Source organism: Flavobacterium bizetiae, assembly GCF_024271895.1.
GTDB classification, from domain to species: domain Bacteria; phylum Bacteroidota; class Bacteroidia; order Flavobacteriales; family Flavobacteriaceae; genus Flavobacterium; species Flavobacterium bizetiae.
Genome location: NZ_CP091861.1, coordinates 685103 through 711310, shown reverse-complemented (window position 1 = coordinate 711310; position 26208 = coordinate 685103). Strand labels below are relative to the sequence as shown.

The window sequence follows — 26208 nt, the reverse complement described above, 5'->3', positions numbered from 1 at the left end:
ACTAGGTTTCTATATGTTTAAATAATTATGTCAACGTTTATTATTTTTATTTATCCCACCACATTCTGGTTGTAAAACTATCTTCTCCCTGACGTTTAACCGCTTCTGCTAAGTTAGTTGAATTCACTGAATATTCGCTGGTTGAGTATTTCAAACGTCTTGGGATTGTGCCGTTTGTAACGTTTCCAGGAAAGTTAACAGGAACTAAAACAGGATAGCCCGTTCTTCTCCAGTTGGCATAAACTTCTTGTTCGTCTACAAATAAGGCAACATAAAACTGCGTATGAATTTGGTTCATTTTTGCATCAAATGATCCTGCTGCGTTGTACGGATTAAGTGTTAAATAAGCAGTTGCATCTGTAATGGCATAACCTGCGCCGTAGATTCCCATGTTTAAAAAAGAAGCTTTAACTGCTTTTTCGTATAAATCTTTATCGCTTTCATTAGTATACCATCCTCTTGCAGCGGCTTCGGCTAAATATAAATTGGTTTCAGCATTGCTCAAAAGAACCAATGGAGCATCATATTTAAAAACAGTACTTTGGTTTGGCTCAGAATAAGTGCCTTGTTCTGCTGCTGTAGGTGCTGTTTTTGTTCCGTTAGGAAAACCTTTTTGTATCGCAAGAGTAGTATTTTGTGATGATCCCTGCCAAACACCTGAGTAAACACTAATTCTGGGATCGGCAGTAGATTTTAGTAAATCGATAAATGTTTTGGCTAATTTTCCGCCTTCTACATTTTTTTGACCATTTGATCCTGCTGTAAAATCTTGTCTTCGTGCATCAAAACCAACCGGGTTTCTGTTGAAATCATTTGGTCCGTCTGTATATTTCATGATAGCATTATCTGTCCCGTTAAGAATTACGCCACCGGCAATCGCTTTGGTTACCCATGTTTGTGATAAAGCTGGGTCAACTTTACTTAATCTTAATCCTAAACGAAGCATTAATGAGTAAGAGAATTTTTTCCATTTTGCCACATCTCCATCATAGATAAAATCGGCTTTGCCAAAACTTGGCTTTGCAGGATCTAATGCAATTGCAGCTTCGTCTAATTCTTTTAGTAAATCTTTGTAGATGAATTCCTGAGAATCATATTTTGGAAGAAAAACTTGTGTACTAATAGCTCTCGCGGCATCAGAATATGGAATATCTCCATATAAATCTGTAGTTCTGTGATACAAATAAGCTCTCCAGATTCTGGCAATATTAAGTTTGTTGCTGTCATTTGGATTTGCTTTCAATGCATTTATTACAATTTCAGTTTCGTTTAAAGCCGTTGGATACAATTGATTAAAGTAAGCTGAAAAGTACACTTCATTGCTTAAATATTTATCTCCCACACCAGAGGCTTCTTTGTAAGTAGCATAATGCTGAATCATACCACCGCATTCTAAAATATTGGTAAAGAAATAATTATTGTTTAAACCGTCAAGTTGTGCTTTACTGAAAACGAAATTTGGATTTGGTTTAGCAACGGAATTTGGGTTAGTATTGATTTCTTCAAAATCATCAGTACAGGATGCCATACTTCCTAAAAGTATTCCTGCGATATATAATATGGTTAACTTTTTCATGTCTTTTAATTTAAAAATTAGCAACTAAGTGAGTTTAAAATTTCACATTTAAACTTAAACCGAAACTTCTGGTTTTTGGCACTCCAAATTGTTCTACACCCTGAGCATTTCCTGCACTAAATACAGATTCCGGATCTACGTTTGGTGTTTTCTTGTAAAGAATGAATAAGTTTCTGGCGATAAATGAAACAGAAGCTCCCTGAAGTTTTGATAATCCTTTGATTCTTTGAATAGGTAAATCGTACCCAAGAATGATTTGTCTTAATTTTACAAAACTTGCATCATATACAAATGTTGATGAAATGTTTCTTAAACCATCATAGTATGTTCTTAAGTTTTCAGGAGCAATAACCATGTCTACAGGATTTCCGTTTGTATCAACTCCTTTTATTGGTAAACCGTTTTCACGACCTTCAAGTGTTAATTTTGTTAATCCCATACGAGTTCCGTATAAATCCGTTCCTGAATATAAACTTCCTCCAAATTTACCATCGATCAAAAAGCTGAATGAGATGTTTTTGTATTTGAATTCGTTGCTGATTCCCGCTGTCCAAGGGTGAACTCCCTGACCTAATTCTTCAAGCGGACCTTGCGCGATAGTAGCAGAACCTCCGCTCACATTATAAACTGTATTTCCTTTTGCATCTACACGAGGTTTGTATCCTTTTATAATACTATATGGGCGACCAACATCACTTGTTATCGTTACATATCCGTTTACAGAAGTTGCCATGGTAATTGAATTCAACTGATCTGTAAGGGCTTCAACTGTGTTTTTGTTGTAAGATCCGTTGAAACTTGCATCCCAGGAGAAATTTTCTGAATTGATGATTTTTCCACTCAATAAAACTTCAACCCCTTTATTTCTCATTTTTCCAAGATTCAATAAAGCGGTACTAGACCCTGAAGCATTTGAAATCGTAGTTTCGACAATGTCATTTGTTGTAGCACGGTTATAGTAAGCAAAATCAAGATTTAAACGATTGTTGAAAAAACCTAAATCAGTTCCAATTTCAAATGTTGTAGAAGTCAACGGACTTAAAGTAGGATTTGGAACTCTTGAACTTGTTGGTCCTTGTAATTGCTGACCGTTGTGTCCGCCCTGAATCATAGAATACGATTGGTTCAATGCATAAGGATCCGGAGTTGCTCCACCCACTTGTGCCCATGAACTTCTTAATTTTGCAAACGAAATAAATTCTGGCATTTTCACAATATCCGAAACGATAATACTTGTTCCTACCGATGGATAAAATACAGTATTGTTATCTTTTGAAAGTGTAGAAAACCAATCCTGACGTCCGGTAACATTCAAAAAGACGATATTTTTATAGTCGAAATCTGCCGCAGCGTAAACCGAGTTTGTTTTTGTTTTTCCGTAAGGATAACTGTAAGTAAGAGTCGATAAATTGCTTATCGCATAAAAATCATCCAATACAAAGTTAGAACCCTCAAATCTTGTTTCGTCTCTTAAATTGGTGCGTGAGTTTACTCCAATTAAAGCATTTAAAGAGAAATTATCAACGATGTTTTTCTTGGTATAATTAAGAATTGCTTCAGAATTCAGATTCGATATTTTAACTCTTGAACCTTGAGCATAACCAACAGGATTGTTTAAAGTTGTTTTTGGGATGTATCCAAAGAACTGATAATCTGTAAAATCCTGACCAATTCTACCCTGAAGGAATAGTTCTGGTGTAAAGTTTAATTTTACATTCAACATTCCGATAAAACGATTTTTGGTATCGTTATTTTTAATTTTATTAACTACAAAATAAGGGTTTGTAGCTACCGCAACAGGATTCCACGCTTCCTCTACGCCATTTTCATCATACCCAGGAGCAAGATTTCTAATGTCTACAGTATTTGCAATCATGTAAGTTCCCCAGTTTGGATTTGCTTCAGCATCAGAAACAGTAACTCTGTTATTTGATTTTTCGATATTGTACTGTGCTACAACATCAAATTTTAACCAGTTTGTTAGGTTTACGTTGCTGGCGATGTTAATGCTTTTTCGATTAAAATCTGAATTTGGTACCACACCCTGATTGTCCATGTTCGAAAAAGAAAGACGTCCTGTCGCTTTTTCATTTCCACCAGACAAAGCCAATGAATTGATGAAAGTCGTTCCCGTTTCGTAAAAGTTCTTGATATTATTTTTTTGAGCTACGTAAGGTCTTGCTACTCCGTCAAATTGTACAACATTTGTTCCGTCCATTTTAGCTCCCCAAGACCAGCGTCCTGCTGCTATAGCTTCGGCTTGTGTTGTAGGTTTTTTTCCAAGTGCTCCTGAACCATATTCATATTGCCAATCTGGTATGATTGATGGCGTTTCAAAAGTAAAAGAAGTATTATAATCTACTCCAATTCCTTTTTGTGCAGCTCCTCGTTTAGTCTGAATCAAGATAACACCATTCGCAGCATTTGCACCATATAATGCCGCTGCCGTTCCGCCTTTTAAAACAGTGATGGTTTTAATGTCATCCGCGTTAATAACAGATGTTCCGTCACCTCGGTCAACATTTATTCTGGTTGATCCTGGTCCGTTACCAATTCCAGGCAAATTCAATTGCGTATTGTCTATTGGTAAATCGTTGACCACATACATCGGCTGGTTATTTCCGTTTAGCGATCCGTTACCTCTAATTACAACTCTGCTCGAACCGTTAGGACCAGTTGCGGTGCTGCTCACGTTTACACCTGCAATTTTACCTACTAATGCATTAGCGATATTGGTTTCTTTCGCTTTTGTAAATTCAGTTCCCTTTAACTCAGTTACGGCATAGGCAACAGATTTACTGCTTTTTTTAACCCCTAATGCTGTTACCAAAACCTGATCTAAAACATTTTCGGCAGGTTTTAAGCTTATAACTAAGTTTTGTGTATTGTCTAATTTATATTCTAAAGATGCATAACCCATGTAAGTAACGATGATGTGAGTTTCGTTTTCCGGAACATTTAGTTTGAATTTTCCGGTTTCGTCAGTTATGGTAGCTATTTTATTATTGCCTTTTGCATAAATCGTTGCTCCGGCAATTGGCATTCCGTCATCCTGACCAACTACTTGGCCTGAAATTTCTGTCTGATTGCTTTTTTGTTCAAAGAGATGCTTTTTAATTGCAGCCTCTTTTGCATTTGCTGAGAAGATCATCCCCCCAATAAACACTAATGAAATTAGCTTTGTTTTCATAATTGTTTGGTTTTCATGTTTTCTTTTGGTTTTTATTGGCGATCAAATATAAAAATTTATTTTTCACATTTGCATATTTTTTGCACAAAGCGCATATTTTTTGCAATATTTTTTCGTGAAGCATTTTTAATTCTTAAAAGAAGTGTGATTTTTGGCGGTGTTTTGAGAAAATTTTGCAGATAATGCTTTTTTTATAAAAATATATTTTAATCTTAAAATTCGTATTTTTGAAATATGAAAATCGCAATTATACAATCAGATCTTTATTGGGAAGACGCTTCGAGAAACAGAAAAAACTTTGAATCGAAAATAAATCAGATCGATTCTGAGGTTAATTTGGTCGTGCTTCCGGAAATGTTTTCGACAGGATTTACTATGAATGCTGTTGAAGTTGCCGAAACTATGCAAGGTGAAACCATTTCGTGGCTGAAATCTTTAGCAAAACAAAAAAACTTCGCCATTACGGGAAGTTTGATTATTGTCGAAAATGAGAAGTATTATAACAGAATGCTGTTTGTTTTTCCGTCAGGAGAAATTCAGCATTATGACAAGCGCCATTTATTTTCACTTGCGGGAGAAGATAAATTCTATACCAACGGAAATAAAAAAGTAATTGTAGAATACCTTGATTGGAAGATTTGTCTGCAAGTTTGTTACGACTTAAGATTTCCGGTTTTTGCCAGAAATGTCGAAAATTATGACTTGCTTTTATACGTTGCCAATTGGCCAAAAGTGCGTACTAATGCCTGGGATTCCCTGCTAAAAGCAAGAGCAATTGAGAATTTAAGTTACGTATTGGGTGTAAATAGAGTAGGACTTGACGCCAACAATTACGAACACATTGGGCATTCGCAAGCAATTGATTTTCTAGGAAATTTTATTTTAGAACCCCAAGAATCCGAAGCTGTTTTTATCGTTGAATTGGATAAAAACATCATGCTGGAAACTCGTGAAAAACTCGATTTTTTAAGTGATAAAGATATTTTCGAGATTAAGATCTAGAATGCGGTTCGCTTCTTGGCATCTTCTTTTTTCTTTTTCTCTATTTTCTTCTTTTCTACTTCTGGACTAAACGGAACGCTTAAATCTATGGCTTGATCAACATCCCAATTCGTTCGTACGTCAACCTCTGTTTGGTAGTAAAACACTTCTTCGGCATAGGTTTTATTCAAAAAGTTTCCTGAATCGTACTTTTTGTTTTTATTGTCGTCGTATATAATTCGAATGGTAAATTTGTCGGGAACCATTAAATTAAATTCAAGTTTGGTTTTTCCTTCAGAGTAATCACTTGCATATACAACATCTCCCTTTGCATTAGTAGTTTCAACTATGATAGGAAAACGTTTTACGTTTTGTAAATTCAAAACAAGATTTCCGTAGTCAGAATGTTCTTTGGTGGTTAATTTATAAGCCAAAGTATCGTTGGTCTTTTCATAAAAATCCGTCAAAGCACCCGGAAAAAAGGTAACATTGTATTTTTCGACCGGTTCTTTTTTAAAGTCCACATATAACTTTTGTTCAAATTCATTGTATTCTGTGGTAAAGTCTACAGCAACAGAATCTTTATTGACTAATCTAATTTTTGATTTATCAAATTTAACCAATGGTGTTGAGGATTCTAAAGTAAAACGGTCTCTGAAATTAATTACTCCGTTTTGCAATGCAGTAATATTCAAAGTATCTTTCTTTTGATCTTTTACTTTAAAAGAAAACTTTTTGTTGTAATTGTCTTTGCTTACTTCCAGCGATAATGAATCTGCTTTTATAGGTTTGTACCAAATTTGTAAGGAATCTTTTTTAGGAAAAGCCGTTACGATAGTTTCTAAAACTTCATTATTATGTTTAAGAACAATTTTAGGTTTAGAAGTTCTAAAGTCCTGTTTGCCTTCATAAGGAAGATATAATCTGTTTCCTGATGCCTGAATAGGTTTGAATGTTTTAAGCGGAAGAACTTCTTTAAACAATTCTAATTCAAATATAGTATCGTTTGGAACTGTGATATAATGTTTAAGAAATCCAATTTTATCATCTTTTGGATTGTATCTGTTATTGCCGCCTTTGTCTTTCAATGCAACCAATAAATATTTTCCCGCTTTTAAATTTTCTAACTTAAAAGTTCTTAAACTGTCTAGGGTATTGGTAATATATCTTGGACTTTGTTTGTAAATCAAAGAGTCTTTAAAAGTGTCATTTACCTCATAAAGCATTACGGAAACAAAATTGTCTACATTTTTTTCATAAGCATCTTTAATTTGTCCGCTAATCGAAAGTGAGTCAATATATGGTCCTGTTGAGAAAATGTACTTAAATTGATTGATGGCGTTACCTTCATTATTGTCCGCAATACTTTGCCCGAAGTTAAAGCTGTAAGTTGTGTTGGGCTGTAAAGTATCTTTTATTTTTATCGTGATAACTTTACTTGCAGTTGTTGGTAAAATCAACGGCTCATGTTTCATCGGAGGCGAAATAATAAGCTGTTTGTTCAGGTTTTTAAGCTTTACATATTCATCAAATCCTAAAATAATTTCATTACCTTCAAAATTAGTGGTCATGTTTTTTGGAGAACTGTATTTTAAAACCGGAGCAAGAGTATCTTTTAATCCGCCGGTAATGCTGCCTCGCTTGGCGCAACTCAACATTAAAAATACCAGTAAAAATGAAATATATCTGAAGTTGTTTTTCAACATAATGTTTTCTGAATTTGATTGCACAAAATAACGATTATATTTGCTTTAATTGAAATTTTTTATCCATTTATTAGGATTTACAGCTTTCATTTGTTTCTCTATTTTTTTTGAATTTGAAATCATCGCCATGATATAATTTCTTACTTTTGATTTCAAATATAATTTTTCCCAGTTTTGATAAAAAGATTTTTCGTTGGTTTATTATTCCTTTTACTGATTTCTTGTGGTAAAAATGAAAAGCCAATCGTAGCTTTTTATTATTGGAAAACCATTTTTAAATTATCTCCAACAGAGAAAGAAGTTTTGCAGGATAATGAAGTGAGTAAGCTTTATATTCGCTATTTTGATATAGGTTTGCATCCCCAGACTAAAGAACCAATCCCAATAAGTCCTATTCGTTTTCAGGAAAATAGCAATGATTTTGATATTGTTCCCGTAGTTTTTATTCAAAATAAAGTCATGCTGTTGCCTAATCTTGATATTGATGATCTGGCTCAGAAAACAATTCGTCTGGTTGAGGAAATTAATGCAAAGAATAAAATTTCGTGTCAGGAAATTCAAATCGATTGTGACTGGACTTTAAAAAGTAAGGATCATTATCTTAAATTTATTGAACGATTTAAGCAGCTTTCGCACAAAAAACTTTCGGCAACAATTCGATTGCATCAGGTAAAATATTTTAAGAAAACGAAAATTCCAAATGTAGATTCCGGAGTTTTGATGTATTATAATATGGGAACGATTGCGCCAGATGCAGAAAACTCAATTTACAGTAAAAAAATCGCCGAAAGATATCTTGAGAGTTTAAAAAAATATCCATTGCACCTTGATTTTGCTTTGCCAATTTATTCATGGGGAGTGCATATTAGAGATCAAAAAGTAATTGGTTTGCGCTCAAAACTAAATGTTAGCGAACTAGAAAAAGATTCTAATTTTGAGAAAACAGGAGCTATTTTTTTTAAGGTGAAAAAATCCAATTATAAAAATGGCGTTTTTTATGAGGAAAATGACTTGCTCAAAATAGAAGCAATTTCTGCAAAAGATTTGAAAGAAATGGTCAATGATTTAGATGAAAATCTGGTGCAGGCTCCAAGAGAAATTATATTTTACGATTTAGACGAATTCAATATTAAAAACTATGAAAAGAATATTTTTAAACAAGTTATTTCTTGTTTCTAGTGCTGTTTTACTTTTTGTATATGGTGTTATTTATGCGTGTGGAGGAGGAGATGATTGGGATTTCTTTGGTTATAATTCTAATTTTACACCAGAAACATTTACGGATAAATCTTATTCACCGCTTTTTTTATCGGGAGCTATTTTTTACGGAATAGGTTTTGATACCGAGCACAACTCGCGTTTCAATAAAAATATAAAATCAGATTGGGCAAATTACCTAAAAGGAAAAGTTGATACTACAACCGTAAGTTATTTTTTAATTGGAGAAGAAACGACAAGATATTCTTCAGAGAAAAAAGCACCTCAAAATAAAACAGATATTTTGCAGCTTCATGTTTTCTATAAAAATAAAAAAGAAAATCAAACTTCATTAAAATGGGGTAAAAAGATTGATTTAAAAGATGTCAAAGTAAAAAGCTTTGTCGAGTTTTTGTATTTGGCACAAAAGATAGAAACGGTATCTATTAATAGTGATTATTGGAGTTATGACCCTGTTGTTGCCAAAACTTTTAATGATTTAAAAATGATTCAGTCTATAGAGAATGTTTACAATACAACCGCTGATTCGTTTTTAAAAAACAGATATTGGTTCCTTACTATGAAAGCTTATTTTTATAGTAGTAACAAGAAAAAAGCAATTGAATTTTTTAATAAAACCGAAGCTTCTGTAGTAAAAAACACCTTGTATTACCGAGCTCTTGCGTATGTTGCAGGGATAAATCATCAACAGAAAAAATATTCAACTTCAAATTATTTATATGCGCAGGTATTTGATAAATGTCCTGAATTAAGAGTTGTGACAGCGTATAGTTTTCATCCGCAAAATGATGCCGATTGGAATAAGTCTCTTGCAATGGCAAAAAGTAATAAAGAAAAAGCGGCACTTTGGGCAATTCATGGTTATTATAAAGATGAAACTCAGGCTATCGGAAAAATTTATGATTTAGATCCAAAAAGTGAGCACCTTAATTATTTACTAACCCGATTGGTGAATAATCAGGAGCAAAGCATCAACAATTCATTTGAGGTAAAAACAAATGCTGACGATTATAATTCGCCTGTTGTGAAACAAACAGTTGCTGAAAACAGAGAAGCTAATAAAGCTAAAATGAATGCAAAGGCTTTCGATTTAGTAGCTAAAATTGCAACAGCAGGAAATACAGAAAAGCCATATTTATGGGATATTTCACTGGGATATTTACAGACTTTGAAAGGAGATTATGCTGCCGCAGATAATAATCTGAATAAAGCGGAGAAAACCATGCCGAAAACTGAGCTGGCAAATTACCAATTGCGTTTGCTTCGTTTTGTAAATAACATGAGTAAAATCGATAAGCTTACCGATAAAAACGAAAAAACGATTTTAGCCGATTTGAACTGGTTATTTCAGGAACTTCCAAAGACATATAAAGGTCAGGAGTTTCGTTATCAAAATGCAGCACAATGGAGCAAGAACTATTTGGCTACATTATATAGAGCAAAGCAAAATCCTGTGATGGTAGAGCTGTTTGGAGGTGATTCTCATTCTAATTTGTATTATTGGGGTGGAGGAAATGCCTTTTATGATAATGAAAAGAATTTGTTAGATATGAAAGGATTTTTGGCTAAGCCAAATAAAACCGAAATTGAGAAAATTGGAGCTGGAATTTATTATTTGAAATTGAAAGATATTAATAATTTTCAGGCTGTTCAGGCAACATTCAAAAATAAAATTTCTGAAGCGATTACTTTTATTCAGCAAACAGATTCTGTTCAATATTATACTTTTTTAGGAAATCCTTTTAATGGAAATATTAAAGATTGTCACGATTGTGATCATTCAGCACCACAAAAGAAGAAATACTCGCAACTTGAATTTTTGAATACGGTAAAAGCAATGCAGGATAAACTGGCTCAAAAAGAAGATGTTTATACCAATAGTTTGTTGTTAGGAAATGCGTTTTATAATATTAGTCATTTCGGAAATGGAAGAACTTTCTATGAAATTAGTATTGTAGGTTATGGTTCGAATCCTTATTCATTTAGGGATTCAATGAAAAAAATGATTACCAATTGCGATGTTCCTAAAATGTATTATCAAAAAGCTTTTGAAGCCGCAACTACAAAAGAACAAAAAGCAAAATGTATTTATATGCTGGCAAAATGTGAGCGTAACGACTATTATAATAATAAGTATAATGATCTGAAAAATTGGTGGGAAGCAAATGATGATAAAATTAATTTTATTGCCTGGAGCGGTTTTAAGGCTTTAAAGAAAGATTACTCAGATACTAAATATTATCAGGATGTAATCGCCGAATGTGGTTATTTTAATACGTATGTTAATCAGTAAATTATTTTTAAGATGGTAAATAAAATTGAACATATCGGAATTGCGGTTAGAAACATGAAGGATGCTAATATTTTGTTCGAAAAGTTATTAGGCGTTCCTTCCTATAAAGAAGAAGAAGTTGAAAGTGAAGGAGTTCTGACTTCGTTTTTTCAAACCGGAACTAATAAAATTGAACTTTTGATGGCGACAAATCCCGAAAGTCCTATTGCTAAATTTTTAGAAAAAAAAGGAGAGGGAATTCATCACATCGCTTTTGACGTCGAAGATATTCATGCTGAGATCGAGCGCCTAAAAAACGAAGGTTTTGTATTGATAAATGAAGTTCCAAAGAAAGGTGCTGATAATAAATTAGTGGTTTTTTTGCATCCAAAAAACACAAATGGCGTTTTGGTTGAGCTTTGTCAGGAAATTAAATAAAAAAATATCTTTTAAAGAAGTGAAATAAGAGGTTGAAAATCAATTATGTTCTAAAAAGACTTACTATTATTTGAAATTAATTAGAAATCATATCCCAAAATATTTGGAGTGAATTAAAAATAGTAGTAATATTGCATCCTCAAACCGGTCCTATAGCTCAGCTGGTTAGAGCACCTGACTCATAATCAGGTGGTCCCTGGTTCGAGCCCAGGTGGGACCACATAAAATGCCTTTACAGAAATGTAAAGGCATTTTTTTTTGATTTTTTTTTAATGGATTGTTTTTTGTCTGAAAAATCTTTAATATGTTGCTTGTTAATTGATTAGTGTTTTTTTAAGGTGAAAATTCATTTTTGTTGGAGTTTTAAATTGTAAAATAATACGTAGATAATTGAGTGAAAAATTACTTTTTTTTGGGTCTATTCTTACGTTAAAAAGTAATTTTTGCTTTTTTGGTGCTTTTTTGCTTTAAATCTTGTTTTTTTGCAAAAAACATATACTTTTGTCAAATATTTGCATCTAAGCCCCTGTTTTTGTGCGAATTATATTAAATTTTAATAAATTTAACAATCTACCTTGCTGTAATGCAGCATGTTAAAATTATGAAGGGAATAAGAATAGTTTTTTTGTTGTTTTTTATTGTTTTAGTTTCGATATTAAGCGTTAAAGGGGGGAATCCTCCTCATCCAGGTGTTTCTTCGGCAAAGTCATCAACTACAGCCGTCGATGATGATTGTGATCCTTGTATTCCTGCTCCTCCAGAAGATGAATTGCCTATTAATAATAATGTTGTCTTTTTATTAGTTACAGCCTTGGTCTTAGGTACTGTTGTAGTATATAAAAATAAAATAAAAAAAGCTTCAATGTAAATTGAAGCTTTTTTTATGAAATTAAATTTGAGTTTTATTTGTTTATTGAGTAAAGTCTCGAAATGTATTTTCCAACAATGTCAAATTCTAAGTTGATTTTACTTCCAACTTTGAAGTTTTTGAAATTGGTATTTTCGAAAGTATAAGGGATAATTGAAACGCTAAATTCGTTCGTTTTAGAATTTACGACTGTAAGACTAACCCCGTTCACTGTTATTGAACCTTTCTCGATGGTAATATTGCTGAGGTTGCTGTCGTATTCAAAAGTGTAATTCCAGCTTCCGTTTGCTTCCTCGATCTTGATGCAGGTTCCTGTCTGGTCTACGTGACCTTGTACAATGTGTCCGTCAAGGCGATCGCCAAGTTTCATACCTCTTTCTAAATTTACAATGTCGTCAACTTTCCAATCTCCAATATTTGTTTTCGAAATGGTTTCTTCGATAGCAGTTACAGTATAAAAGGAATCTTTTATTGCTACAACCGTCAGGCATATTCCGTTGTGCGAAACGCTTTGGTCTATTTTTAATTCGTTGGTAATGGAAGCTTCTACTGTTACGTGAAGATTGCTTTGGTCTTTTTTTATTTCGTGAATCCTTCCAAGGGTTTCTATAATTCCTGTAAACATTGTTGTTTTATTTTACTAAATTTGCACATCAAAATTAGTAATAAATAACCTGAGCTCATGAATAAAAAAGCAGAAAATATAATTGTTGGAATTTCAATTGGAGATTTAAACGGTATTGGAAGCGAAGTTATATTAAAAACATTCGAAGATTCTCGCATGTTAGAAATGTGTACGCCGGTTATTTTTGCCAATGCCAAAATACTTTCTTTTGTAAAAAAGAGTTTTACTTCTACAGTTCAGTTTCATGGTGTCGATAAACTAGATCAGGTTGTGCCTGGAAAAGTAAATGTATTTAATCTTTGGAAAGAAGGAGTGGATATTAATTTAGGTACAAACGATGAGAAAATTGGCGAGTATGCCATTAAATCATTTGTCGCAGCAACAAAAGCTTTAAAAGATGGTTTGGTTGATGTCTTGGTTACGGCTCCAATTAATAAATATAATATTCAGTCAGAAAATTTTAAATTTCCCGGACATACAGATTATTTAGATCAGGAGTTAGAAGGAAATGCATTGATGATGATGGTGCAGGATAATTTGAGAGTTGGTTTATTGACGGATCATGTTCCTTTAAGTGAAGTTTCTTCTCATCTAACAGAAGAATTGATTACCAGAAAAATCGAAACGATTAAAAAATCTTTAATTCAGGATTTTAGTATCGTAAGGCCAAAGATTGCTGTGTTAGGATTAAATCCGCATGCTGGTGATGGTGGTGTAATAGGAAAAGAAGATGATTTGGTTTTAAAGCCTGCTTTAAAGAAAATATTTGATGCCGGAACGATGGTTTTCGGTCCTTTTTCTGCTGATGGCTTTTTTGGAAGCGGTCAATATGAAAAATATGATGCCATTGTAGCAACTTATCACGATCAGGGATTAATACCTTTTAAAACATTGTCTTTTGGAAAAGGAGTTAATTATACAGCAGGATTAAATAAGATAAGAACGTCGCCGGATCACGGCACAGCTTACGATATTGCTGGAAAAGACATGGCAGATTTTAATTCATTTAAGGAGGCGGTTTATCTTGCGATAGATATTTTTCACTCGCGTAATCAGTATGAAGAGATTACTCAAAAACCTCTTAAAATAAAAGAAAAACAGTTATAAACAAAAAAAGGTGAATAAGATTATTAGTTTTATAATAATTTTATATCTTTGCACCCCAATTCAGGTATCTGATTTTTAGATACGAGGTGGTGAAATTGATGTTGAAATGAGCAAAACAAAAGAATTTTTAATTCCTTTCATAGGGTTAAAGCTAGGAAAACACCATTTTGAGTATCAAATAAGTAACGTGTTCTTTGAGAACTTTGATTACGACGAATTTCAAAGTTCGGATATCAAAGTAGGTTTAGTTTTAGATAAGAAGAGCAACATGTTAGAGTTGGAATTCAAACACAAAGGAACTGTAAATGTACCTTGTGATCTAACAAGCGAAGATTTTGACTTGCCTTTAAAAGGTAAAATGAAATTAATTGTTCGCTTTGGAGATGAATTCAATAACGATAACGAAGAGTTGTTGATCTTGCCACACGGAGAGCATGAAATAGATGTTGCACAATACATTTATGAAATGATTGCGCTTTCAGTGCCGCTAAAACGAGTTCATCCAGGAGTAAAAGACGGAAGTTTGCAAACCGAAGCCTTGAAAAAACTAAATGAGCTGACAATAAACAAAGTCAAAGAAGAAAAAGAAGAGAGTAAACAAGAAGAAGATATTGACCCGCGTTGGGACAAATTAAAGAAACTATTAACGGATAAATAATATAGTAAAATGGCACATCCTAAGAGAAAAATCTCGAAAACAAGAAGAGATAAGAGAAGAACACATTATAAAGCTACTGTAGCTCAAATCGCTACATGTCCTATTACTGGAGAAGCACATTTATACCACAGAGCTTACTGGCATGAAGGTAAAATGTATTACAGAGGGCAAGTTGTTATCGATAAATCTGTAGCGGTTGCTTAATACGTTTTTGTAAATGATACTAGAACTCTCACATAGTGAGAGTTTTTTTTGTTGGTTATAATTTTCTTTTTTTAAGAAAATATATACAAATTCATTTCGTTTTTTTTTGTAATTTTCAAGTCTTTTAAAAATTTTTCAAATAGCAATATTTGAAACGAAATAATAGAATATAATGAATACAATCACAGCCGCAATTACCGCTGTTGGAGCTTATGTTCCTGACTTTGTACTTTCGAACAAAGTATTAGAAACAATGGTCGATACCAATGACGAATGGATTACTACTCGTACTGGAATTAAAGAAAGAAGGATTCTAAAAGATGCTGATAAAGGAACATCGTTTCTTGCTATAAAAGCAGCACAAGATTTAATTGCGAAAGCAAATATTGATCCTTTAGAGATTGATATGATTATAATGGCAACAGCTACAGCAGATATGCCGGTAGCCTCTACAGGAGTTTTTGTTGCTACAGAAATTGGAGCTACAAATGCATTTGCATACGATTTGCAAGCTGCCTGTTCAAGTTTCTTATACGGAATGTCTACTGCTGCAGCTTACATTCAGTCAGGAAGATATAAAAAAGTACTGTTAATTGGTGCTGATAAAATGTCATCAATTGTAGATTATACAGATAGAGCAACTTGTATTATTTTTGGAGACGGAGCGGGTGCCGTTTTATTCGAACCAAATTATGAAGGTTTAGGTTTGCAAGATGAATACTTAAGAAGCGATGGTTTAGGACGCGATTTTCTTAAAATTCCTGCCGGCGGTTCTCTAATAAGAACTTCAGAAGAAACCGTTAAAAACAGACAACACAATATTATTCAGGACGGAAAAACCGTTTTTAAATATGCTGTAACTAATATGGCTGATGCCAGCGAATTGATTTTGAAAAGAAACAATTTGACTAAAGATGACGTGAACTGGTTGGTGCCACATCAGGCAAACAAACGTATCATTGATGCTACAGCTGGTAGAATGGAGCTTGAAGATTCTAAAGTATTAATGAATATCGAAAGATATGGTAATACAACTTCAGCAACATTGCCGTTGGTATTAAGCGATTTTGAGCACAAGTTCAAAAAAGGAGATAATATTATTTTTGCCGCTTTTGGTGGTGGATTCACTTGGGGATCTATTTACCTAAAATGGGCTTACGATAAGAAATAAATTAAAACTAAAAACAAATCATTATGGATTTAAAAGAAATTCAAAACCTAATCAAATTTGTAGCAAATTCGGGAGTTGCAGAGGTAAAGTTAGAAATGGATGATGTAAAAATCACTATCAGAACAACTTTAGAAGGAAATGTAACTGAAACTACTTATGTACAACAATTGCCTGCTCAGGCTGCATTGCCACAAGCAGTCGCTCCTCAACAAGCTCCAGCTGTTGTAAACGTAACTAGCGAAGCATCTGTTCAAGCAGAAGATTCTAAATTCATTACTATTAAATCTCCAATTATTGGAACTTTCTATAGAAAACCATCTCCGGACAAACCAGTATTTACTGAAGTTGGAAGTACTATTTCTAAAGGTGATGTTCTTTGTGTAATTGAAGCAATGAAATTATTTAACGAAATCGAATCAGAAGTTTCAGGTAAAATTGTAAAAATTCTTGTTGACGATATGTCTCCTGTAGAATTTGACCAACCTTTATTCTTAGTTGATCCATCATAAATAAATTTAGATTTTAGATTTTAGATTTTAGAAGGATTCACAATAATTTTGTTAATCATCTAAAATTATCTAATTATCAAATTGTCTAATTATCTAATTAAAGTAAGATGTTTAAAAAAATATTAATTGCGAATAGAGGAGAAATTGCACTTCGTGTAATTCGTACATGTAAAGAAATGGGAATCAAAACTGTAGCAGTTTACTCTACAGCCGATGCAGAAAGTCTACATGTTAAGTTTGCTGACGAAGCGGTTTGTATTGGTCCTCCTCCAAGTAACTTATCGTATTTGAAAATGTCAAATATTATTGCCGCTGCAGAAATTACAAATGCAGATGCAATTCATCCAGGTTATGGATTTCTTTCTGAGAATGCTAAATTCTCAAAAATATGTCAGGAACACGGAATCAAATTTATTGGTGCTGCTCCTGAAATGATTGATAGAATGGGAGATAAAGCTTCTGCAAAAGCAACAATGAAAGCTGCAGGAGTTCCATGTGTACCAGGTTCAGACGGATTATTAGAATCTTTCGAACAAACACAAAAATTAGCTAAAGAATTTGGTTACCCGGTAATGCTTAAAGCAACTGCTGGTGGTGGTGGAAAAGGAATGCGTGCTGTCTGGAAAGAAGATGAATTATTGAAAGCTTGGGAAAGCGCACGTCAGGAAGCTGCTGCAGCATTTGGAAATGACGGAATGTACATGGAAAAACTTATCGAAGAGCCACGTCATATCGAAATTCAGGTTGTTGGAGATTCTTACGGAAAAGCATGTCACCTTTCTGAAAGAGATTGTTCTGTACAACGTCGTCACCAAAAATTAACTGAAGAAACACCTTCGCCTTTCATGACAGACGAATTACGTACTGCAATGGGAGAAGCTGCTGTAAAAGCTGCTGAATTCATTAAATACGAAGGAGCTGGAACAGTAGAATTTTTAGTAGACAAACACAGAAATTTCTACTTCATGGAAATGAATACTCGTATTCAGGTAGAGCACCCAATTACAGAACAAGTAATTGATTACGATTTAATTCGTGAGCAAATTATGGTAGCTGCCGGAATTCCAATTTCAGGAAGAAACTATTTACCGGAATTACACGCTATCGAATGCCGTATTAATGCCGAAGATCCTTATAATGATTTCCGTCCTTCACCAGGAAAAATCACTACACTTCATATGCCGGGAGGTCACGGAGTTCGTTTAGATACTCACGTTTATTCTGGTTATACAATTCCACCAAATTACGATTCAATGATTGCTAAGTTAATTACAACTGCACAATCTCGTGAAGAAGCAATAAGCAAAATGCGTAGAGCTTTAGATGAATTCGTAATCGAAGGAGTTAAAACTACAATACCTTTCCATAGACAATTAATGGATGATCCAAGATACATTGCAGGAGATTATACAACTGCATTTATGGATACATTTAAAATGAAACCTATAGAAGAATAATATAAAGGCTGCCAATTTTGGCAGCCTTTTTTGTTTTATAGGCGATTTTATAAATTACTTAGTTTGCGTCAAATTATATATTACACTATTTATTATTCCGTAGGAATATTTGATTGGTAGAAAAAAATACAATTTTCGTGTTATGTCCTGTAAGGACACTTGTTTCATGCAAATTAAAAACAATCTTACCTATTTTTAGAAGTCAAACGTTTCTACGGAACGTATAATGACTAGCTAAATTAAATTTACTACCAAACAAACATTCCTACGGATTGATTACTTCTTAAAGAACCCGATATGCATTTAAAGCTTATCGGGTTTTGTTGTTAAATATGTTGTGTAAACACTATTTGTGTATACTTTTTACACAGTATTTCATAAAATTACACAGTTATTTATAATTCTATTTTTTGGCACAACCGAATTAAATGCTTAAATTACAGGGTTTTATGTGGTTGTTGAGGCGACGTTTGCGTTACGGCATAATAATTTCATTATCTAAAGCGTAAACAACTATTAATAATTAAATATACACATTATGAAAAATCTATTTTTATCAGCCGCAATTGTTTTAGGAAGTTTAACTTCATTCGCTTCAACTACTCCTATTACAAATACTATCGTAAAAACGATTTCTATTGAAGACGAATATACAGAAATCAAATTAGAAGAATTACCAGCTCCAATTGCTGAGTCTTTGAAAAAAGCTTACCCGGATGCTGTAATTACTAAAGCATATAAAAACGAAAAATCAGAATATAAATTAGATGTTACCGTTGGTGACAAAGTAGGAAACCTTTTTGCTAACGCAGACGGAACCTGGATTAAAAAATAATTAAATTAAATTTTAGATGCTCATCTCATGCAGATTCAAATAAGCAATACTAAAATAAAATTAACAATATTAAAATATAACTATTATGAAAAATCTATTTTTATCAGCCGCAATCGTTTTGGGAGGTTTAACATCATTTGCTTCAACTTCTCCAATTTCAAATACAATCGTAAAAACAATCTCAATTCAAGACGAATACACTGAAATTAAGTTAGAAGAAGTGCCAGTTGCAATTACAGATGCTCTTAAAAAAGCGTATCCGGATGCAGTACTTTCTAAAGCATACAAAAATGCTAAATCAGAGTATAAACTAGACGTTACAGTAGGTGACAAAGTAGGATCTCTTTTTGCTAACGCAGATGGATCTTGGATTAAAAAATAATTAGAAACTAACTATAAAAACTATCACTATGAAAAAGTTAATCTTATCGGCAGCTATCCTGTTAGGAGGGTTGTCAATGCAAGCAGGGAATGTAGCCGTGACAAGTTCAATGGTTCAATCAGTAAATATTCAGGACGAATATAAAGAAGTTGATGCCGTACCGGCAGCTATTAAAACAGCGTTAGACGAAGCTTATCCAGGTGTAAAATTGGACAAAGCTTATGTTAACGAGAAAAAAGAGTATAAAATAGAGATCACTGTTAGAGGTGAAAAGTCTACTGTTTATACAGATGCTACTGGTAAAATTCTTAAAAAATAATTAAGTAACCCATAAAAACTATTATTATGAAAAAGTTAATCTTATCAGCAGCAATCATTTTAGGAGGTTTGTCAGTTCAGGCAGCTAATCCTGTAGTAAAAACTTCAATGACTCAGTCAGTGACAGTTCAGGATGAATTTACTGAAATTGGTGCAGATGCTGTTCCGGCAGCAGTAAAGTCAACTATCGAAAAATCTTTTCCAAAAACTAAGCTTGAAAAAGCCTATAAAAATGAAAAGAATGAGTACAAGTTAGAAATCTCAAGTGGTGACAAAAAGTATACTGTATTTACAGATGCTTCAGGAAACATCATCAAGAAATAATTAAATAGAGAGCAACATGAAAAAGTTAATCTTATCAGCAATAATAGTTTTAGGAAGTTTGTCTACGTACGCAAGTATGTCGACAACTTCAGAACAAACTAAGACGGTTGTTTCTGCTCAGGCAGAATATACAGAGGTGAATGCAGATGCTGTACCGCCTGCTGTAAAAACCGCGCTGCAAACTGCTTATCCTGGAGCAAAACTGGACAAGGCATTTGTAAATGAAAAAAAAGAGTATAAACTCGAAATATCGGTTGGTGACCAAAAGGCTACTGTTTTTTCAGATGTCAATGGCAACTGGTTGAAGATATAAATTAGGTGAATTTAGATTTATGTTTTTGGTGAAAAAGAGATTGCGATACGCAATCTCTTTTTTTTTGCATAATTTTGTGAAAAGACAATTTTAATAGTCTTATTTTAGCAAAAAAGTCCCTAAAAACAAATGCCAAAGATATTACTCATAGAAGATGATATTTCGTTTTGCAAATTATTAGAAAAATTTCTGGTAAAAAAAGCATACGAAGTAACCATTGCTTTCTCTGCTGCGGAAGCAAGATTAGCAATCAAAAAAGAATCATTCGATTTAATTTTGACAGATCTTCGCTTGCCTGATTCTGACGGTATTGGGCTAATGACTGAATTTAAAACAGCTTATCCTGAAATTCCTGTAATACTTATGACAGGATATTCAGATGTAAATACTGCGGTGAAAGCTATAAAAAATGGTGCTGCAGATTATATTTCAAAACCTTTTAATCCTGATGAAGTTTTATTGGTTATTACCAATGCTTTAAAATCTTCAGAAGCAGAAGAAGAGGAAACTCCGATAAAAGAAAAAAAAGCTGCAAAAAAGCCAGCTGCAAATACTGAAAATGAGTTTGTAAAAGGAATTTCGGTTGCCTCCAAAAAATTATTAGATCATATTCATTTGGTGAGTCCAACAGATATGTCGGTTTTGATAATTGGAGAAAGCGGAACAGGAAAAGAGATTATTGCCAAAAGTATTCATCAGCAAAGTTTAAGAAAAAATAATAATTTTATTGCGGTCGATTGCGGAGCTATTCCGAAAGAATTGGCAGCGAGTGAATTCTTCGGACACTTAAAAGGATCTTTTACGGGAGCTATTAGCGATAAAATGGGGTATTTTGAAGCCGCTAACGGAGGAACTCTTTTCTTGGATGAAATAGGGAATCTTTCATACGAAAATCAAATACAGCTATTAAGAGCGCTTCAGGAACGTAAAATCAAACCTGTTGGAAGTAATAAAGAAATTAACGTCGATATACGCATCATAACAGCTACAAACGAAGATTTGCGCGAAGCAGTTAAAAATGGCGATTTTAGAGAAGATTTATACCATAGAATCAACGAATTCTCGATTCAGTCTCCATCATTAAAAGACAGAGACGAAGATTTAATGGTTTTTGCAGATTACTTCTTAGAAAAAGCCAATCAGCAATTAAACAAAGATATCATAGGATTTTCGCCGGAAGTAGTGACTATTTTTCAAAATTACAATTGGCCTGGAAATTTACGTGAACTTCAAAATTGTGTCAAACGTGCTACGCTTTTAACTCAGGGCGATTTTATACAAAGTGATGTGCTGCCGGTTGAATTTTTTCAAATTCAAAAGCAACAAACCAATAATGGTGATTTCTCATTATCAGAAAACGAAAAAGAAGCTATTATTCACGCGTTGTCAAAAGCACAAAATAATAAATCTGAAGCGGCAAAATTGCTTAAAATTACCAGAAAAACACTTTACAATAAATTAAAGCATTATAATATTGATTAAGCTATTTCTTCTTGTAAAGCTTTAAAAAGTACATCTGTTTTCGATTTCAAAACTTTAAAAATATCGGCTAAATCAGAAGTCTCAAGATCCTTATTTTCTAAGACTTTTAAAATTTCGCCAATCTCACGTGCCTGAATTTGTTTGAACATAGGCGCAATTCGATGTGCGATCGAATTAATTTCAACGGTGTTTTTTTCGATGATTGCGCTTTCTAAAAGATTCAGGTTTTCAGAACTACTTTCTATAAAAGATTTCAAAACTTCTTTTAATGCCGTAGTATCATTACCTAAAAATTCTTTCAGGGTTTCCACAGAATACAATTTAGAACTCGTTTGTTCGTCGTTTTCGTTAATTGCCACATTAGGCAAAGTGTCATTCTCTAAAATAAGATGGATTGTCTCGAGTAATATTTTAGGCGAATAAGGTTTTTGTATTACGGTTGTAAAACCGGCTTCGCTATAAACAGTTGCGTCAAGATCGGTTCTTCCGGTTAAAGCGATTACGGGTTGATTTTTATAAGTTGAATATCCTGAATTTTTTAATTTTTTCAAAAACGCAAAACCGTCCATTTCCGGCATTTGTATATCTGTAATGATAAAATCAAAATTCGTGTTCTGAACCGCTTCTAAAGCTTTTATGGCGCTATTAAAAGATAGAACCTGATGTTGTTCCTGCCTTAAAACTCCACTTGTCAAGTTCAAAAGATTAATATCGTCGTCTAAAACAATAAAAGTTTGTTTTTTGGTATTGCGAACAATCGGCTTTTTGACTTCAGGAACTGAATTTGTACTATTGTCAAACTGTAACGGAAGTTCAACCTCAAAAATACTTCCTTTACCAAAAGTACTTTCCAGTTTTAAATCTCCGCCTAAAATCGAAATTATCTTTTGGCAAATCGATAATCCAAGACCAGTTCCTCCATATTTTTTTTCAATGTTTTCATTCGCCTGAGCAAACTCTTCAAAAACTAATTTCTGATTTCCTTTTTCGATTCCAATTCCAGTATCTTCAATTCTAATCGTAAAAAACTTATCGTTGTCAGTTACGTAGCCGCTTATTTTTATAAACCCTTCCTCGGTAAATTTATAAGCATTTCCGATAATGTTACTCAGAATTTGTTTTAGTCGAAACGGATCTCCAACAATTCTCGTGTTCAGTTTTTCATCGACATTAATAATAAGATCAATGTTTTTATGTTTGTAAACGGTTTGGATGCTTTTTGCAACTTCATCGATAATTTCAGGTAGTAAAAACGGAACTTTTTCAATCGTAATTTTTCCGGCTTCAATCTTAGAAAAGTCCAGTAAATCCTGAACCAATTGTGTAATATACTCTGATGAATTTTTAATGTTTTTAATGAAATACGATTGTTTTGTATTTACATCAGAATTGCCCAAAAGCTCAGAATAGCCCACAATTGTGCTCAAAGGCGTTTTTAAATCGTGACTTACCGTCGAGATCAGTTGTTCACGACTCTTCAATAAATTCTTGGTTTTAAAATTCGCAATTTCGAGTTGTTTCTTATACACCTGAGATTTTGAATAATCACTCACAATTAAAATCGAGAAAAACAACGTTAAAACCAAACCCACAATAGCCGAAACGGTGACAATTTCGTTGACTTTTTTAAGGGATTTTTCTTTTAATGAATTGTTTTTTATCGAGTTGATGATAATTTCCCTTTCAATAATTCGAAGCACTTTTCGGAGTTGGTCAGAAATGGCAATTTCGTTTTTTAGTAATTTATTTTCTTCAAAATTTAGTGATTCTTTCTTCTTTTCAGCCTTCAGTTTTACATTGCTCAAAAGTTTTTTAGAATTGGCCAAAATCGAATCTGAAGCTTTTTTGCTCAATGTATTCGTACTGTCATCTGGAATATTCTGATTCAGGTAATCAACATATTTTTGAAGCACATTTCGCTGATAGCTTCCTAACTGATTGGGGTTTTTATTAAAATCCTGAAGTTCTAACTTTCTAAGCTTAAACTCCATTTTGGTAATTTCATCAATAGCCGTATTTACAGAAACTTCATCTTCAGCCTTATTTTTTATCGTTTTTAATTGTTGAATATTCTTTGTTTTTTCAGACAGCAAATAAGTTACGCTATCCAATAAAGTCTTTTGGTATTGCGTAGTAACGATTTGTTTTAAAGTATCGATTCTTGATTTTAAAGAATCAGTTTCGATTAAGTAATTTTTAAAATCTACTTCAGAGTTGTTCTGAATTGTTTTCCTGGCTAAACTTTCTGTTTTATAAACATTCGAAAACAATTTACTTACCCTAAGAATTTTCGTTTTTTCGAAAGCAATTTTATTTTCTAATTTATTGTAAACCTGATTTTCAGAATATAAAAACCATCCAACAGTAACCACCAAAGCCAGTAATGCGACATAACTGAATAAAACTTTGAGTGCGGTATAACTTTTTTTGCTCTCCATAGATTGTTATTGTGGGGATTGGGAAGATTTGCGACGGGAAATTGCTGCAATTTATTCAAATTTTCTGTTTTAGAAATACAAATTAATGCTAATATTTTACATAATTAAAAGGTCTAAAAAGCAAAATAGCCGCAGATTATATAAATCTACGGCTATTTTTTATGTTGAAATTGTTTGGATTAAAGTGTCTCGTCTAACCATTTAAAAAATTCACCTTGCCAAACCTGAGCATTTTGAGGATGTAAAACCCAGTGATTTTCATCAGGGAAATACACAAATCTACTTTTAATACCTCTTAATTGAGCGGCCTGAAAAGCCTCTTGTCCTTGCCCGATTGGCACACGGTAATCTTTTCCTCCCTGAAAAATTAAGATAGGCTTATTCCAGTTTTGCACCAAAGTTGCAGGGTTAAAAGTGGTGTAAGCTTTTTGTGCTACAGCATTGTCTTTTTCCCAGTAAGGGCCACCAAAATCCCAGTTATTAAAGAAAACTTCTTCAGTAGTTCCTAACATACTTACTGTATTGAAAACTCCATCGTGAGCGATAAAAGTTTTGAAACGGTTTTTATGAATTCCTGCTAAATAAAATACAGAATATCCACCGTAACTTGCACCAACACAACCTACACGAGATTTGTCTACATAGTTTTCTTTAGATACATCATCAATGGCAGATAAGTAATCGTCCATAACTTGTCCACCCCAGTCTTTACTAATTTGTTCGTTCCATTCAACACCATGTCCTGGCATTCCACGACGGTTTGGAGCTACTACCACATAACCTTTTGCGGCCATTAAAGAGAAATTCCAACGGAAAGAATACGATTGTGTTAACGGAGATTGTGGTCCTCCCTGACAAAATAATAAAGTTGGATATTTTTTTGTAGCATCAAAATTTGGAGGTAAAATTACCCAAACCAACATTTTTTTACCATCTGTAGTTGTAACGTAACGTTTCTCTGTTTTGCTTAACGCTAATGTTTTATACGTTTCAGTATTTACATTCGTCAATTGTTTCCAGCTATTTTTCTTTAAATTAAAAGAATAAATTTCAGGAGCGTGATTCATGTCATTTCTTGTAACGATAATATCATCACCAGCAAAACCAACTAAATCATTAACATCAAAATCTCCGTTTGTTAACTGACGAACCTGAATTGCAATTCTGGTTAATCCAGGAAAGTTTACAGTAAACAATTGTTTTGTACCATCAACTGCAGCAACAAAAAATACATTTTTACCATCTTTACTCCAGATAAAATTATCTACAGTTCCGTCCCAGTTTGCGGTTAAATTCGTTTTGATTCCTTTAAATTCAACAATAATGTCGTTTTTATCCGCTTCATAACCGTCACGTTTCATTTGTAACCAGGTTAAATTTCCTGTTGGAGAAAATTGCGGAGCCGTATCGTAACCCAAGTTTCCTTCGGTTCTGTTTATTGTTTTTTGAGTTTCTAAATTGTACTCGTAGATATCAGTATTGGTAGAAATTGCATATTGCGTTCCTGCCTTTTTCTTGCAAACGTACAAAATGCTTTTTCCGTCAGGAGACCAGATATAATCTTCGTCGCCACCGAAAGGTTTTTGCGGAGAATCGAAATTTTCACCTTTCAGGATGTCAATTCCTTTAGCGCCGTCTTTGTTTTCTTTATAAAAAACGTGGTTAAATTTACCCTCATTCCAGGTATCCCAATGACGATAATCTAAACCATCATAAATTTGAGCATCAGATTTGTCTAGTTTAGGATAAAAATCTTTACCTAAAACCTTGTCGATTTTTACTTCTTCATTGTACACTAAAAATTTTCCGTCAGGCGAAACATTTTTGTCTGCCAAGATCTCTTTTGTGTCTTTAATTTCAGTTGCATTTCCGCCATTTACAGGGATAATGTAAAATTTAGAAGACGATTTGTTTTCCTCGATCGAAGGAGTCGAAACCTTAAAAACAACATTTTTCGCATCTTTTGAAAGTCCAAGTGCACTCACTCTTCCTAGTTTCCATAACAATTCTGGCGACATTACGTTCTGCCCGATAGCGTTTAAACTCATCATTATTAAGGTTGTAAATAATACTTTTTTCATAATAAAATTCTAATATTCGTGGGGCTAAAAATACAACTTTTAAATTCCATTTTTT

General features: G+C 33.3%; 23 protein-coding genes and 1 tRNA gene. 18 read left to right on the top strand and 6 right to left on the bottom strand.

What is annotated here, in order from left to right; translation table 11 throughout:
* Positions 1 to 46: 46 nt before the first annotated feature.
* Together L0669_RS03340 and L0669_RS03335 are read right to left on the bottom strand one after the other, a co-directional pair.
* Positions 47 to 1576 carry a SusD/RagB family nutrient-binding outer membrane lipoprotein gene (locus L0669_RS03340; protein WP_263761307.1) on the bottom strand — a complete coding sequence of 510 codons (1530 nt, stop codon included), beginning with the start codon at positions 1574 to 1576 and terminating at the stop codon, positions 47 to 49.
* Between the two features lie 34 nt (positions 1577 to 1610).
* The gene (locus L0669_RS03335; RefSeq protein ID WP_173971009.1) at positions 1611 to 4766 is read right to left on the bottom strand and encodes a SusC/RagA family TonB-linked outer membrane protein; all 3156 of its coding nucleotides are present in this window, start codon (positions 4764 to 4766) and stop codon (positions 1611 to 1613) included.
* 234 nt (positions 4767 to 5000) lie between these two features.
* On the opposite strand from L0669_RS03335, the gene L0669_RS03330 reads away from it, so the two are divergent.
* Positions 5001 to 5768, top strand: coding sequence for an amidohydrolase (locus L0669_RS03330; protein ID WP_263761306.1), 768 nt, complete (start codon positions 5001 to 5003; stop codon positions 5766 to 5768).
* Here L0669_RS03330 and L0669_RS03325 read toward each other — a convergent pair.
* Positions 5765 to 7453 (bottom strand): Ig-like domain-containing domain, encoded by a 1689-nt coding sequence (locus L0669_RS03325; protein ID WP_263761304.1) that lies wholly within the window; start codon positions 7451 to 7453, stop codon positions 5765 to 5767. The two genes, L0669_RS03330 and L0669_RS03325, sit on opposite strands and share 4 nt — an antisense overlap.
* A gap of 174 nt (positions 7454 to 7627) precedes the next feature.
* Between L0669_RS03325 and L0669_RS03320 the strand changes: the two genes are divergently transcribed.
* The 5 genes from L0669_RS03320 to L0669_RS03300 all read left to right on the top strand — a co-directional run bounded on the left by L0669_RS03320 (position 7628) and on the right by L0669_RS03300 (position 12249).
* A complete protein-coding gene (locus L0669_RS03320) occupies positions 7628 to 8632 on the top strand; it encodes a hypothetical protein (protein ID WP_263761302.1) in 1005 nt (334 codons plus the stop codon).
* Positions 8592 to 10964, top strand: coding sequence for a hypothetical protein (locus L0669_RS03315; RefSeq protein WP_263761300.1), 2373 nt, complete (start codon positions 8592 to 8594; stop codon positions 10962 to 10964). The genes L0669_RS03320 and L0669_RS03315 overlap by 41 nt, the downstream gene beginning before the upstream one ends.
* A gap of 12 nt (positions 10965 to 10976) precedes the next feature.
* On the top strand, positions 10977 to 11381 hold the full coding sequence (gene mce / locus L0669_RS03310) for a methylmalonyl-CoA epimerase (RefSeq protein ID WP_263761298.1): 405 nt from the start codon (positions 10977 to 10979) through the stop codon (positions 11379 to 11381).
* Positions 11382 to 11527: 146 nt separating this feature from the next.
* Positions 11528 to 11601, top strand: a tRNA-Ile gene (locus L0669_RS03305).
* A 381-nt stretch (positions 11602 to 11982) separates the two neighbouring features.
* A complete protein-coding gene (locus L0669_RS03300) occupies positions 11983 to 12249 on the top strand; it encodes a hypothetical protein (RefSeq protein ID WP_263761296.1) in 267 nt (88 codons plus the stop codon).
* Between the two features lie 34 nt (positions 12250 to 12283).
* Here L0669_RS03300 and L0669_RS03295 read toward each other — a convergent pair whose 3' ends face one another.
* Positions 12284 to 12874, bottom strand: coding sequence for a riboflavin synthase (locus L0669_RS03295; RefSeq protein WP_263761294.1), 591 nt, complete (start codon positions 12872 to 12874; stop codon positions 12284 to 12286).
* 57 nt (positions 12875 to 12931) lie between these two features.
* On the opposite strand from L0669_RS03295, the gene pdxA reads away from it, so the two are divergent.
* The 12 genes from pdxA to L0669_RS03235 all read left to right on the top strand — a co-directional run bounded on the left by pdxA (position 12932) and on the right by L0669_RS03235 (position 21634).
* A complete protein-coding gene (pdxA, locus tag L0669_RS03290; RefSeq protein WP_173971001.1) occupies positions 12932 to 13981 on the top strand; it encodes a 4-hydroxythreonine-4-phosphate dehydrogenase PdxA in 1050 nt (349 codons plus the stop codon).
* A gap of 106 nt (positions 13982 to 14087) precedes the next feature.
* On the top strand, positions 14088 to 14639 hold the full coding sequence (locus L0669_RS03285; RefSeq protein ID WP_173971000.1) for a YceD family protein: 552 nt from the start codon (positions 14088 to 14090) through the stop codon (positions 14637 to 14639).
* A 9-nt stretch (positions 14640 to 14648) separates the two neighbouring features.
* Positions 14649 to 14843, top strand: a complete 195-nt coding sequence (gene rpmF / locus L0669_RS03280; protein ID WP_007137315.1) for a 50S ribosomal protein L32 — start codon at positions 14649 to 14651, stop codon at positions 14841 to 14843.
* Between the two features lie 172 nt (positions 14844 to 15015).
* Entirely contained in the window at positions 15016 to 16014 is a 999-nt protein-coding gene (locus L0669_RS03275) for a beta-ketoacyl-ACP synthase III (protein WP_173970999.1), read from the top strand.
* A gap of 23 nt (positions 16015 to 16037) precedes the next feature.
* Positions 16038 to 16523 (top strand): acetyl-CoA carboxylase biotin carboxyl carrier protein, encoded by a 486-nt coding sequence (gene accB, locus L0669_RS03270; RefSeq protein ID WP_083692582.1) that lies wholly within the window; start codon positions 16038 to 16040, stop codon positions 16521 to 16523.
* A 107-nt stretch (positions 16524 to 16630) separates the two neighbouring features.
* On the top strand, positions 16631 to 17980 hold the full coding sequence (gene accC / locus L0669_RS03265) for an acetyl-CoA carboxylase biotin carboxylase subunit (protein ID WP_173970998.1): 1350 nt from the start codon (positions 16631 to 16633) through the stop codon (positions 17978 to 17980).
* Between the two features lie 538 nt (positions 17981 to 18518).
* Positions 18519 to 18815 (top strand): hypothetical protein, encoded by a 297-nt coding sequence (locus tag L0669_RS03260; RefSeq protein ID WP_065448665.1) that lies wholly within the window; start codon positions 18519 to 18521, stop codon positions 18813 to 18815.
* An 85-nt stretch (positions 18816 to 18900) separates the two neighbouring features.
* Positions 18901 to 19197, top strand: coding sequence for a hypothetical protein (locus tag L0669_RS03255; protein WP_173970997.1), 297 nt, complete (start codon positions 18901 to 18903; stop codon positions 19195 to 19197).
* Positions 19198 to 19225: 28 nt separating this feature from the next.
* Entirely contained in the window at positions 19226 to 19516 is a 291-nt protein-coding gene (locus L0669_RS03250; protein WP_173970996.1) for a hypothetical protein, read from the top strand.
* Between the two features lie 26 nt (positions 19517 to 19542).
* Positions 19543 to 19839 (top strand): PepSY-like domain-containing protein, encoded by a 297-nt coding sequence (locus L0669_RS03245; RefSeq protein ID WP_173970995.1) that lies wholly within the window; start codon positions 19543 to 19545, stop codon positions 19837 to 19839.
* A 16-nt stretch (positions 19840 to 19855) separates the two neighbouring features.
* Positions 19856 to 20152 (top strand): PepSY-like domain-containing protein, encoded by a 297-nt coding sequence (locus L0669_RS03240; RefSeq protein ID WP_263761292.1) that lies wholly within the window; start codon positions 19856 to 19858, stop codon positions 20150 to 20152.
* Between the two features lie 129 nt (positions 20153 to 20281).
* Positions 20282 to 21634 carry a sigma-54-dependent transcriptional regulator gene (locus L0669_RS03235; protein ID WP_263761290.1) on the top strand — a complete coding sequence of 451 codons (1353 nt, stop codon included), beginning with the start codon at positions 20282 to 20284 and terminating at the stop codon, positions 21632 to 21634.
* On the opposite strand, the gene L0669_RS03230 is transcribed toward L0669_RS03235, so the two are convergent.
* Positions 21631 to 24072 (bottom strand): ATP-binding protein, encoded by a 2442-nt coding sequence (locus L0669_RS03230; RefSeq protein ID WP_263761288.1) that lies wholly within the window; start codon positions 24070 to 24072, stop codon positions 21631 to 21633. The two genes, L0669_RS03235 and L0669_RS03230, sit on opposite strands and share 4 nt — an antisense overlap.
* Before the next feature lie 179 nt (positions 24073 to 24251).
* Complete coding sequence (locus L0669_RS03225; protein ID WP_263761286.1) at positions 24252 to 26153, bottom strand: S9 family peptidase; 1902 nt, start codon at positions 26151 to 26153, stop codon at positions 24252 to 24254.
* Between the last annotated feature and the right edge of the window lie 55 nt (positions 26154 to 26208).